12 protein-coding genes are annotated in these 12,668 nt (G+C 44.1%); 6 read left to right on the top strand and 6 right to left on the bottom strand.

What is annotated here, in order from left to right:
* Positions 1-91: 91 nt before the first annotated feature.
* Genes glgD through glgB form a run of 3 tightly spaced genes read right to left on the bottom strand, consistent with a single transcriptional unit; the run spans position 92 to position 4,280 of the window.
* Positions 92-1,198, bottom strand: a complete 1,107-nt coding sequence (gene glgD, locus GLV98_RS15075; protein WP_160916686.1) for a glucose-1-phosphate adenylyltransferase subunit GlgD — start codon at positions 1,196-1,198, stop codon at positions 92-94.
* A 12-nt stretch (positions 1,199-1,210) separates the two neighbouring features.
* Positions 1,211-2,371: a glucose-1-phosphate adenylyltransferase gene (locus tag GLV98_RS15070; RefSeq protein WP_160916684.1), complete on the bottom strand. Its 1,161-nt coding sequence runs from the start codon at positions 2,369-2,371 to the stop codon at positions 1,211-1,213.
* Positions 2,361-4,280 carry a 1,4-alpha-glucan branching protein GlgB gene (gene glgB, locus GLV98_RS15065; protein WP_160916682.1) on the bottom strand — a complete coding sequence of 640 codons (1,920 nt, stop codon included), beginning with the start codon at positions 4,278-4,280 and terminating at the stop codon, positions 2,361-2,363. Before glgB ends, GLV98_RS15070 begins: the two co-directional genes overlap by 11 nt.
* Before the next feature lie 741 nt (positions 4,281-5,021).
* Here glgB and GLV98_RS15060 point away from each other — a divergent pair.
* The 5 genes from GLV98_RS15060 (at position 5,022) to GLV98_RS15045 (ending at position 7,087) form a co-directional block, all read left to right on the top strand.
* A complete protein-coding gene (locus GLV98_RS15060; RefSeq protein WP_160910603.1) occupies positions 5,022-5,435 on the top strand; it encodes a DUF948 domain-containing protein in 414 nt (137 codons plus the stop codon).
* An 18-nt stretch (positions 5,436-5,453) separates the two neighbouring features.
* Positions 5,454-5,903, top strand: coding sequence for a DUF948 domain-containing protein (locus GLV98_RS15055; protein WP_089650611.1), 450 nt, complete (start codon positions 5,454-5,456; stop codon positions 5,901-5,903).
* Positions 5,900-6,124, top strand: coding sequence for a hypothetical protein (locus GLV98_RS20185; protein WP_237417151.1), 225 nt, complete (start codon positions 5,900-5,902; stop codon positions 6,122-6,124). The genes GLV98_RS15055 and GLV98_RS20185 overlap by 4 nt, the downstream gene beginning before the upstream one ends.
* On the top strand, positions 6,124-6,645 hold the full coding sequence (locus tag GLV98_RS15050) for a hypothetical protein (RefSeq protein ID WP_237417150.1): 522 nt from the start codon (positions 6,124-6,126) through the stop codon (positions 6,643-6,645). The genes GLV98_RS20185 and GLV98_RS15050 overlap by 1 nt, the downstream gene beginning before the upstream one ends.
* Before the next feature lie 82 nt (positions 6,646-6,727).
* A complete protein-coding gene (locus GLV98_RS15045; protein ID WP_160916679.1) occupies positions 6,728-7,087 on the top strand; it encodes a DUF488 family protein in 360 nt (119 codons plus the stop codon).
* Between the two features lie 48 nt (positions 7,088-7,135).
* On the opposite strand, the gene GLV98_RS15040 is transcribed toward GLV98_RS15045, so the two are convergent.
* The 3 genes from GLV98_RS15040 to GLV98_RS15035 form a co-directional block, all read right to left on the bottom strand.
* Complete coding sequence (locus GLV98_RS15040) at positions 7,136-8,419, bottom strand: globin-coupled sensor protein (protein WP_160916677.1); 1,284 nt, start codon at positions 8,417-8,419, stop codon at positions 7,136-7,138.
* An 807-nt stretch (positions 8,420-9,226) separates the two neighbouring features.
* The gene (locus tag GLV98_RS20035) at positions 9,227-9,394 is read right to left on the bottom strand and encodes a hypothetical protein (protein ID WP_202410073.1); all 168 of its coding nucleotides are present in this window, start codon (positions 9,392-9,394) and stop codon (positions 9,227-9,229) included.
* Between the two features lie 61 nt (positions 9,395-9,455).
* Positions 9,456-10,874 carry an NAD(P)H-binding protein gene (locus GLV98_RS15035; RefSeq protein WP_160916675.1) on the bottom strand — a complete coding sequence of 473 codons (1,419 nt, stop codon included), beginning with the start codon at positions 10,872-10,874 and terminating at the stop codon, positions 9,456-9,458.
* A gap of 376 nt (positions 10,875-11,250) precedes the next feature.
* Here GLV98_RS15035 and GLV98_RS15030 point away from each other — a divergent pair, with 376 nt between their 5' ends.
* On the top strand, positions 11,251-12,465 hold the full coding sequence (locus GLV98_RS15030) for a dicarboxylate/amino acid:cation symporter (RefSeq protein WP_160916673.1): 1,215 nt from the start codon (positions 11,251-11,253) through the stop codon (positions 12,463-12,465).
* Positions 12,466-12,668: the final 203 nt, after the last annotated feature.

The raw sequence follows: 12,668 nt of genomic DNA, 5'->3' as shown, positions 1-12,668 counted from the left end.
GAAACATGTTCAAAACATCACGAATAAGCTGATTACATGAAAAGGACTGTCAGAGTGATGAGATCCGGACAGTCCCTTCCATTGGGGTATTTTACATGGTTCTTCTTTTCGCTACGACATACGGCTTCTCTGGAGCGCCAATCAATGTCTTTCCGTTTGAAATGTTGCAGTCTTTATCAAGAATGACGTTTTCTAAAACGGCATTGCTATCAATTTCACAGCGTTGCATAATGATTGAATTTTTGATGACCGCTCCTTCAGCGACTTTCACACCGCGGAAGAGAATGCTGTCCTCCACATGACCTTCAATGACACATCCATTGGCGACCATCGTATTGGAAACGTTGGATGTAGCGGTATAGTTGGAAGGTGCTTCATTTTTAATTTTCGTGAACACGGGAGCATCATCTTTGAACAATTCATCGTGGTCTTCTGGATTCAAGAGCTTCGCATTATTGCGATAGTAGCTTTCAACAGAGTTCACTAAAGCATGACCTCCATGGTATTCATACGCATGGATATTGATGTCAGGCAATTTGGCTTTGATCCCGTCCAGGAAAAAGTGGGAGCAGCCATGGGCAATGCATTTTTCAATCAAGTTGTATAAGAGGTCTTTTTCAATGATGTACATATCCATGTACACATTGTTATTGCTATGATCATTGTGGATCGCTGTCACCCGGTTATTTTCATCAACGTCAAGCTTGTGGGCTCTTTGATGCTCGGGGTAAAGTTCATCCACTTTTTTGTAGATAACCGTAACATCGGCACCAGAGCTCTTATGCTCTTGAAGGACATCTTGATAATTGATATTGCAGATGTGCTGCGAACCTGAGACGACAATATAGTTCGCTAACGTTCGATTGATGAAATCAATATTGTTGTGAAAATGCTGCAAGTCCCCACGTGAAATGTCTGTTGGATCATTCCAGTCTGGAGGAAGAATGAACAACCCGCCACGCTTGCGGTCCAAGTCCCACGCTTTCCCTTGCTCCAAATGGTCCATCAGGGAGCGGTACTTTCTGCGAGCGAATACCGCCACGGATTCAATCCGGGAATTCGTCATATTTGAAATGGCAAAGTCGATCATCCGGTAACGCCCCGCAAATGGTACGGCTGCGCCGCAACGGAAATAGGTCAACTCATCCAACATGTCTTGTTCGTGATCTAAGTTTATGATTCCTGCTATACGATCCATAAAATCCTCCCTTTAACTATTGGTAGCATAACTTGTGGCAAGGACACTTCCCTCATCTGCCACGAGTGTGATTTCACTGTCTGGTGATGGGTCACCGATGACCGCTCCATCTTCAATGACGCTGCCTTTAGAAATGATGGCACGGTGAATCTTCACATTTTTGCCGATTTTCACATCAGGCATGATGACACTGTCTTTGACAACAGAAGTTTCATCCACGTGGACACCATAGAAAATAATCGATGTATCTACGGTTCCTTTTATTCGGCAACCTTCATTGATTAATGCATTTCTCACGTGAGCCGTCGGCGCAATATATTGCGGCGGCTGGTTCGGGTTTTTTGAATAGATGCGCCACTTTTGGTCACTCAAATCCAACTCAGGCTCCCTCTTCAGAAGGTCCATGTTCGCTTCCCAAAGGCTGTCGACCGTACCGACATCCTTCCAGTAACCTTCGAATGTGTAAGCCATCAATTTTTTATAATCATAAAGAAGAGCTGGAATGATGTCCTTCCCGAAATCATGGGAAGAATTTTCCTTCTCGGCATCTTCAATCAGGTACTGTTTCAAAACATCCCAACGGAAAATGTAGACACCCATGGACGCCAAATTGCTCTTCGGATTCTCTGGTTTTTCATCGAACTCAGTAATTCTTCCATCTCCATCCGTGTTCATAATGCCAAAACGACTGGCATCGTCCCACGGCACTTCAATAACCGAAATTGTTGCGTCAGCACCGGAACCTTTGTGATAATCAAGCATCGCACCGTAATCCATTCGATAAATGTGGTCACCAGACAGCACAAGAACATGTTCCGGGTCGTATTGATTCAGAAACTTCAAGTTACGATAAATGGCGTTGGCTGTTCCTGTGTACCAACCTCCGCCTTCCGCCTGCATGAATGGAGGCAGAACGGAAACGCCCCCATACTTACGGTCAAGATCCCATGTGTCGCCAATTCCGATATAGTCATTCAAAATCAACGGTTCGTATTGAGTAAGGACACCAACTGTGTCGATCCCTGAATTCGTACAATTGCTCAATGGAAAGTCGATGATTCTATATTTTCCGCCAAAGTAGACGGCTGGTTTTGCGATTTGTTTGGTTAATGACTTCAGCCTGGTCCCTTGTCCGCCAGCCAGAAGCATTGCTACACATTCTTTATTTTTCATGATTTTCCTCCTTGGATACTGAAGTTCTTTTCAAGAAGCTCACACCGAGCGGGGGAATCGTCATGGTAATATGCTGATCCTGTCCTTGCCATGGGGAAGGTACGCTTTCTAAAGGCAGACCGTTCGTCTGCCCAGAACCTCCGAAATGTTCCGCGTCGCTCGAGAAAATTTCTTTATATGAGCCATGTTTCGGTACTCCTATTCTGTAATCGTGATAGACTTCTGGAGTGAAGTTGCAGACGACTACCAACTGGTCATTGGATGTACGACTGTTGCGGGCAAATGAGATGATACTCTGCTCATAGTTGTTGGCATCGATCCACATGAAGCCTTCTTCCTTATGATCAAGTTCCCATAAGGCAGGCATATCTTGATACAATTGGTGCAATTGTTTCGTATAATCCAATATGGAGGCGTGAGAATCATAGTCCAATAGCTCCCAATCCAGATCTTCTAAATCTTTCCACTCATCGAACTGTCCGAATTCACCTCCCATGAACATGAGTTTCTTCCCTGGGTGGGCATACATATAGGCAAGAAAGGCTCGCAGGTTCGCGAACTTCTGCCAGTAATCACCCGGCATTTTATTTAGTAACGATTTCTTGCCATGAACGACCTCATCATGAGAAATCGGTAGTACAAAGTTTTCGGAAAAAGCATAGAACAATGAAAAGGTGATCAAGTTATGGTGGTATTTTCGGTGAATCGGATCCATCTCCATATACTTGAGCATGTCGTTCATCCAGCCCATGTTCCATTTATAATTGAAGCCAAGACCGCCTATATAGGTTGGCGCACTGACAAGCGGCCACGAGGTGGACTCTTCGGCCATCATTAATACATCCGGAGTTTCCTCAAAGATGGCTTCGTTCATTTTTTTGATAAACGATACAGCTTCCAAATTTTCACGACCGCCGTACTCATTCAGCTCCCATTCGCCATCTTCCTTGCCGAAATCCAAATAAAGCATGCTCGCCACGGCATCGACCCGCAAACCATCGAGGTGGTACTCCTTCAGCCAGTAGATCGCGTTCGAAATAAGGAAGCTTTGGACTTCGTTTCTAGCAAAATCGAACGTAAGCGTCCCCCACTGTGTTTTCTCCGCCTTACTAGGATTGGCATATTCATAGAGAGCTTCTCCATCAAACCGGCGTAACCCGTGAGCATCCTTACAGAAATGCCCCGGAACCCAATCCAATATGACACCGATTCCATATTTATGACACTGATCGACAAAATATTTGAAATCATCGGGGGTTCCATAACGAGAGGTGACAGAATAGTACCCTGTCGCCTGATAACCCCATGAACGATCGAAAGGGTGCTCTGTCAATGGAAGGAGTTCGATATGGGTATACCCTAGTTCTTTGACGTAAGGGATCACTGTGTCAGCGTAGTCCCGGTAATTATAAAAGACCTCAGGTTCGATGTTTTTCCATGATCCTAGATGAAGCTCGTAGATGGACATTGGAGATTCATAGGGGTTCTTCGCCTTTCTCTGCTTCATCCACTCCTCATCGCCCCAAGAGTAATTTTCCAGAGGGTAGACGACAGAAGCCGTATCAGGTCGAAGCTCGCTGGAGATTGCATATGGATCCGCTTTCAACTGTAGATGTCCGTGAGTCGTTAATATCTCATACTTATATATCGTGCCTTTTTCAAGACCCGGAATGAAGGCGATCCAAATTCCGTTATCATTGATTTTTTCCATCGGATTCTCCCGGCCGTCCCAATCATTGAACATCCCAACGACGCTCACCTGAACAGCATTCGGAGCCCAAACGGCAAAACGGACACCTTTCTCCCCATTTCTCGTCTCCGGATGCGCCCCGAGCAGCCTGTGACTGTAACGGAGGTTTCCTTCATGGAATAAATAGATATCATGCTCTAAAGTTGTATCTTGGACCACACCATCACTCCTCTTTAAACTAGTAGATTTTTAGTTTCTGTTGATGAACATGCAAAAAATTTACGTGTTTTATTTTTGCCTATATTCATCATAAAATCAGAAAACCTCTTTTACAATTGCTATTAATAAAAATTTTCTGAAAAGTTTTGTCGAATCGTGACGAATTTTTATACAAACTCATTATTCTTGCTTACTTTTATAACAAAGTTTATAAGTAAGCGCTTGCATAAATATGTACTTCCCTCTTCCTTTTATGGAAAAACCTTACTTAGACAAAAGATTCCAAATATAGGACTTTTAGAGTAATAGATCAATGGGTGTTGGTCGTTTGGAAGAATTATATACTGTTTTTGGTTTCTTCCTTCAACGGATAAAGTGCAGATTACCATAGGAGATTCAAAGAAAAACGATCGAGTTCTACCCATGTATGGATACGTTTTTAGCTAAAGGGATACGGTCTGAGCTATCTAAGGCTTCTAACATTTGTGATGAAGATGTCAGCATCCATCATCACAAACTAAAGGAAAGAAACCGCTCCCTCCTTGATAATATGGAAAATGGACTATTTTTTAGATTTACATAAACTTCTAACTAGGAGAGTGTTTCATTGAAAAAGATTAGTGGTATAGCTTTACAAGAATTAAAGGGTCAGCTGGAGGCAAGATGCTCCGGGGGCTTTTTTCTCTAATTGGCCAAAAACCAGGTAGAGAAATCCCTAAAACATAAAAGAGGTGAAGAGTCATGTCATTAGCGGGAATCAGTTTACTCATCATCGCCATTGCCTTTGCATTCATAGCCATCTTCGTTGTGAAAACACTGAAAGCTGCATCGAGTACGATGACGAGTGTTTCTCAAACGTTAGAAAAAGTCGAAGGACAAATGCAGGGCATCACGACAGAGTCAGAGAGCTTACTTAAGAAAACGAATCACATCGCTTCAGATATTGAAACCAAAACGAAGACGCTTGACGGACTGATGGACGCGCTCGGCAATGTTGGTACCACGGTCGGTCATGTCAATCAATCCATTCAAGGCGTTTCTGAAAGTGTCGCACATGCTTCTCATGAAAGAGATGAAAAAGTCACAAAGGCACTCCGCTGGGGAGATGCAGCGATTGAACTGTATCTGAAATGGAAAAGAAAAAAAGTACAATAAAGAAGAGAGGGTTTTTAGATGGACTTTTTAGGAATTGGTGTTTTAATTATCGGGATCGCCTTTGCAATTGTCTCGATTTTCCTTATTAAAGCATTGAATAACTTGGCAGGTGTCCTCGGCGGTGTCAAAAAGACCGTTGATCAACTGCCAGAGCAACTGGATTCTGTCATGAAGGAAACGACAGGTGTCCTGCACCACAGTAACGACACATTAGCAGACGTTAATGAAAAGATCCGGGCTCTCAGTCCTCTTTTCTATATCGTTGGGGATATCGGTGAGTCTTCCAGGAAACTTACGTCCTCTCTTGTTGATATGACCTATTCATTGAAGCAAACAACGCATGAAGGTGAACAAAAAATCAACGAAGAAGGCTGGCGTGGCGTATACGGAGCACTTGCTTTGACGTATTACTTTTCACAAAAACGAAAAGCATTGAAGGCCGCTCAGTTGGAGACCACTTCATCATGAAGGCACTCGAATGGATCATCGGCATCATCGCCGGTTTCGTCAGTGGATTAACTTTGAGGATATGGATCAAGGAACCATCCGTTTCAAAAATGAAGTACGACCGCAAAAAAGAGGAATTTTATGATACGGGTAGAAGTCAATACGAAGACATCCAGGCAACGAAAGAAAAAATGCGTATCGAAGCTCAAAAAAATTTAAAAACCGAAAGGGGTATTTCCTAATGGAAAACCAAAATGTAAATCAAAGTGTAAACCAACAACCACAAACACAAACACCTAAGAAAAGAGGCAACAAAAAACTGCCGGTTGCTATTTTGACAGGCGCATTAATCGGCGGAGCTTTCATTCTTATTAAAGATCCTAAAGAAAGAAAGCGTCTGAAAGAAGGCACTCGCTCAACGAAAGACGCGGTTTCTGACTATGCTTCTGAGGTGAAAGAAGATCCATCTGCAAAAAAAGATGACCTTGTTACACGGGTTCGCAGTGTGGTGAACATTGTAAGTGAAGCAGCCGCAACCGTTCAAGATGTATTTAACAACCAAGGAAAAGAGATCGCTGATAAAGCGAGAGATATTAAAGAAGAGTCTGAAGAAATTATAAACACAGCGAAAGATGCCGGTGAAGACTTGCAGGAAGTTGGCGATAAAGCCAAGGAAGCGAAGGACGAGCTTACAGAAGATACACAAGAGGAAAATGCAACGGTACCTCAAGAAAAAGTTGTAGAGGTCAACCCTCGACACTAATTCCTTGTTACATGGAGGAAGTCCGGCATCCAAACGTGCCGGGCTTCTTATTTTTTTATCACAGTAAAGGAGGATATCTCCCGTGTCCATCGTTTTGAAACGTATTTATGAAGATGAAAAACAAATCGGAGGATACCGGGTCCTCATTGACGGTGTATGGCCGCGTGGTATATCAAAAGAAAAGGCACAGCTGGATGAATGGGCGAAAGAACTCACCCCAACCTCTTCCCTTCGGAAATGGTTCAATCATACTCCTGAAAGATTTCAGGAATTTACAGCCAGGTACAAAAAGGAACTGCATCATTCTGATGAGGCAAAAGCAAAGAAAAAAGAATTACAGGATATCGCTCAAAATCATCGGTTGGTTCTTTTATATGGAGCGAAAGATGAACAATACAACCATGCTGTCGTATTGAAAGATTGGCTTGAGAATCAGGAATGAAAACATTGGCGAGAAGCTGCCATCGGAATAGGGTTCTCCTCTTCCCCTTTAATCTGTAAGCTCCGTCAACTGTTGAGAAGAAGCCGCCACCTTATAAACCGCCCCATTGATTTCCTCGATGACCTGAGCGAATTGTTCAAGTTCTGCTTCAATCCCGGCATTATAGGTTTTATTCTGGCCCATCGCAGATACGATTTCTGTGAAAAACTGATTGATTTGATCCATGCTCTCTGCCCCTTCAGAAATCATGGTGTTGATGTTCCCGACATTACTTGAAACATTGTGGATCTGGCCACTAGTAGTAGAGATTAAATCGGACACCTCTGCCACTGAGTTCTGCGTCTGCTCAGACAACTTCCGCACCTCATTCGCGACCACGGTAAAACCTGCGCCGTGCTCACCAGCTCTTGCGGCTTCAATCGACGCATTCAGAGAGAGTAAATTCGTTTGTTCCGCGATGGAAGAAACGATGGTTACGATTTTGCTGATTTCTTCAGCAACATGCTTCAATTTTTCCATATCACCAGAGATTTCGTTGATGTTTTCTTGAATCTGGTTCATTTGTTTTTGCTGAATTTCCAAACGCTGCTTCCCATCCATCGATTGCTGCTCCACTTGTTGAGCAACTTTGGAACCTTTTTTAGAATCTCCGACAATTTTGTCTGTCTGTTCCGTCAATTGCTCTGTAGACGCACTCGCCTGTTGAGACACCGCCGCTACCTCTTCAGACATTTGATCTACTCGCCGGTAAGCCTCTTCCCGTTTCTCCACTTCAATCTGCCGGAGCTCCTCGGCTTCTTCCTGGAACATCTCAAGAACGAGCTGCTGTTCAATATTTAGGATTTTGGTCGTTGCACGAGTCGCTTGACTGAAATGCTCAGGTGGAAGATCCTGTTTATAAATATCCATGAATGATAATAATAGGTCCTGGAAAGCACACATGTACCATTTTGGTTCCAGTCCAATTTTCAAATGCACGGTCGCAATCTTTTTTCTTTTTTCAATAAAAGTGGTATCAATCGTACCGTTGAACATTTCCTGAACATGAACCGTCAATGTCTGTTTTAAACGATCGATAGAACTGTGGGCATTGATGATCCGTTCTAAGGATGGTTCATTTTCCAAATTATTATAAAATTGGGTCACGATACGATCGATGTGATTGCTGATCACTGGCTTCAATGATTGCAGAATCGCTAAATCCTGTTCCTTAAGATGAATCATTTCGAACTGTGTATGTAGACCCGAATCCCTCGGTAAATCAATGACTCCTGCAAATCCTTCCCCGAGCGGTCCAACTTCCTCTTTTTTCTTTGTCATGAATAACCCCATGTTCATCCCCCTTAAGTTGACTCTTTCTTTTAGTAATATCGACTTAAATGAGCGCACAGTTAAGTAAGATTCCCCTTCTTCCACAAACGCTCCCTATTGTGGAATATTCAGTTTCGAGATGTTTGTTGGATTTTAGGGGTTTCAGGAAACAGTTCGCTTTCCATGGGGCGGGCGGTGAGCCTCCTCAGGCTAAGCCCTCCGGGGTCTCACCTGTCCCACACGTCCCATAGGAGTCTCACCGTTTCCCTCCGCCCCTTTACCATATAAGTGTCTCGAAACCACATCCGAAATAAGTAGCTTTTATACCAGTGAAAATAGAAGAAAAACTAACTCCCACGGTGGGTGTGTAAAGCTTGATATAGAGATTTCCATGCATATAATACCAGGATAGCGGAAGACAGTCTCACCCGGTGTAGGGGTTCGTTACCCGCTTACGACAAATGGGGTGGCTGGGAAGCTGCGAGACTCCCGTGGGAGAAAGGAGATAGGTGAGACCCCGCAGGATGTAGCCCGAGGAAGCTCACCACTCCCCCACAGGAAAGTGTTCAAATGCGGAATCGCCCTGGTAGACACGACTGGCATAAGCCAAACAGCAACGGAATGGGCCTTTTCATTCCGTTGCTGTTCGGCTTATGACGCGAGTGTCTGGGCGATGGAGCTGGACGAGTAGCTTCCCAGCCAACCCTGACGCTCATCCCAAGCAACGAACCTCGATACATCTCGAAATCGATTCTTCCCGAATACTGCCATATAGTTTTAGTAAGAAGAAAATCCCCCATACGGCATAATGCCGTATGGGGGATTTGGTTACGCGTCAGCGTTGTATCCTAACCGCTCACGGTCGATGTACTCATTCGGATCTTCTCCGAAATGTGTACTGTGGTTTTTGAATTGAGCTTTCCGGCCATTCCGGTGCTCGCCATGGCTCTTTCTTTCCTTGAACTGGCGATCCGGCTTTTTTTCCTTGTTGCCCATCCTAATCACCTCGTGTAAAACATAATGTCTTACACGGTTATTATGTTTCAATCACCCGAAATTATTCAAGAACTTGAAACGATGGTTCATGTGTCCCCCATTTCTCCAAGTGCCTGCGGAATAAGGCCATCACGATCAAATGAGCCTTTGCCTGGGTATATTTGTATAAGAACCATGGCAAGGACGGCATATAGTCATGAATGGCTACAATCGCTTCATCTTTTCCCGGAATTTTTCTGAATTCAAGTCTCCCTCTGACGTTTTTCTCTTTGTTTGTCAACCGGCCTCCGGATATATAATATAAAGCACGGTCCTTTGTGCTTCTGTCTGCTGAGTATGTGAATTCCAGTAGTGGGATATCATTAAAAATCACACCGATTTGACAACAATGGGTTTCATCTACGGTCGTTTTCACCCATGGATTCAATACCTTTTCCAACCACTTGACATAGTATTTCCCAATCCAGTCTGCAGAGTGACCTTGAGGAAGCGGGATCCGCTGGACAGAGCGGACATCATCCTGCATGGCAGGGAGATTAGGAAGGTTCGACTTTCTTTTAGGTTGCTTCTTTTCCTCTTTTAGAGCCCACTCGGCCGCTTCAACGAAAGGCGTTTTTCCTTCACTGATTCCATCCACTTCATTTTCGGACCGGGTGACCATTGGATGAATAAGACTTTCAATGAGCGGGTATACCATTTCTTTAGGCGCTCCTGTCACGAGCCTTACCCATAACTTGGATAAATCAATGGTCAAAAACGGGACATTGACCATAACCGGTTTCCTGTCCATGACGCCTGCCACTTGCTCCATCATCTTGTCGTAAGTCATCACATCTGGACCCCCGACGTCTATCGAACGACCTTTTAAGCTCTCTTCGCCGATACTTTGGTGCAGGGATCCGATTACGTCTGGTAAGGCAATTGGCTGGGTTTTCGTCTTCGTCCATTGGGGGAGAACCATAAAAGGAAGACGTTTGACTAACTTTTTCAATATAGGAAACGAAGATCCTCTAGGGCCGACAATCAGTCCTGCCCGGATCGTCGTCACAGGGACTCCGTATGAACCTAGAATCTTTTCCACTTCAAGACGACTCTTCAAATGACGGGAAAGTCTTGATTGATCTTCAGGGATGATGCCGCTCAAATAAACAATTTGCTTCACCCCTACTTTTTTTGCCGCCTGGGCGAAATTATCAGCAAGGATGACATCCATATCTTCAAATGAGCCCTGGGTTAACTTAGCTGAAGGCATCATCGAGTGCACAAGATATACAGCCACATCCGCTCCATCCAACCCTTTTTCTGCATCTGCCATCGAATATAAATCGCACGATCGCCAGGTCACTTGGTCACTGTCTTCCTTTGCATCCCCATTTCGGGATAGGGCAATAATTTCAGAACGATCTTTCAGCTTTTCCATCAAGTTTTGGCCTATATACCCACTCGCCCCAGCAAGAGCGACGACAGTATTCTTCTCCACAAACTTCACTTCCTTTTCGCTTTTTAAACCTAGTACCCTCACTCTCTTCACATGTAACACTTATCCTTTGAGCAAACCTTAACGATATGGCAGGATTGAAGATGGCTCGATTTCGAGATGTTTGGGTGAGTTTAGAGGCACATGAAAGCCCGCTGCCACTCTGATGGTGCTCACAGCATTCATCATAACTCCTCCTTCTAGAAGAGCTTATATAGAAGATAAAACATGGGATTTGAGGAAGACTTTAATTAAGAAATTGTCAATGGTAAGCAATACCGTTGACATCCTTGTTCACATGCCTTATCTTACCCTAGTAAACCTTAGTAAACCAATCAGCATTATACTGTTTAAATATTTTTAAAAGGAGGGGTTCACCATGAGTAAGTTGTGGAGAATCTACACACAAACATCATTGATTAAAAAAATCACCGTAGCCTTAGTGCTCGGTGTATCTGTCGGTCTCCTGTTCGGAGAAGACGCTGCTGTCCTGGCCCCTTTTGGTGACCTACTGCTCCGTCTTTTGAAATTTATCATTGTACCGTTAATTTTGTTCACCCTGATTGTGGGGATTAACCAGACGAACATTGGTTCATTGGGACGCATGGGAGGAAAGGTCTTCCTTTATTACCTGGGTACTTCTGCCCTTGCTATCTTAGTTGGCGTGTCTGTTGCTACTTTGTTTAATCCAGGTACAGGGATGAGTCTTGGTGATGAAACCGTTGAGGTTCCCGAAAACCCCGGCTTCACCAGCGTTCTTTTGAACATTGTTCCTGAAAATATTCTTACAGCGTTAACAGAAATGAACTTGCTTGGAATCATTTTTACTGCGATTGTCTTTGGTTTAGCACTTTCTTACATGCGTTCTACCAACGCTTATCAAAGTTTGGGAGGTCACCTTTACAAAGTCATAGATGGTTTGAATGAGGCGACGTTAATTGTTATGAAGGGGATCCTTCAATATGTCCCCGTGGGTATTTTTGCGATCATCGCTGAAGTCGTTGGTACACAAGGCGCGAACACGCTGTTGGAATTAGGCAGCTTCGTCGGCGTCCTTTATATAGGTTTATTTGTACAGTTAGCTATTTATATTGTTTTCCTATTTGTAAGCAAACGAAAGCCGACTTCTTTCTTTAAAGAGGCACGAACGGCTATGCTAACAGCCTTTGTTACACAGAGCAGTTCTGGTACACTTCCAGTCACACTAAATGCTGCGAAGAACTTGGGGTTGAATAAAAGCTTGTATGGCTTCAGCCTTCCATTAGGAGCGACAATCAACATGGATGGTGCAGCTATTCGAATTGCGGTATCTGCCGTATTCGCTGCCAACATTATTGGTGATCCATTAAGCTTTGTCTCCATCCTACAAATTGTCCTTGTGGGAACACTTGCTTCTGTCGGAACAGCAGGAGTCCCAGGAGCCGGAATCATCATGATTGCGACTGTGTTTTCTCAAGTCGGATTGCCTATGGAAGCTGTCGCGCTTCTTGCATCCGTGGATGTTCTGATTGGTATGGGGGCAACAGCCCTAAACGTCACCGGAGATCTTGTCGGAACTTCACTCATTAACAAAACAGAAAAAAACCAATCCTAAACCCGAAATCCTCCGTCTAATACCGACGGAGGATTTTTTGCTATATGACAGGAAGATTTAAGAATCAATTTCGAGACTTTTGTGAAAGTCTAGGGGGCTGCGGGAAAAGGTTCGCTTTCTGTGTGCGTGTGACGAGTCTCCTAGAACTAACGCTATGCGTAGTCTCGCCGTTTCCCCCTCCCGCTTTTTCCACATGAGGCTTT

The organism is Halobacillus litoralis (assembly GCF_009856415.1).
GTDB lineage: Bacteria > Bacillota > Bacilli > Bacillales > Halobacillaceae > Halobacillus > Halobacillus litoralis_C.
The sequence above is the reverse complement of the archived record's forward strand: the minus strand, read 5'-3'. Positions and strand labels throughout refer to the sequence as shown.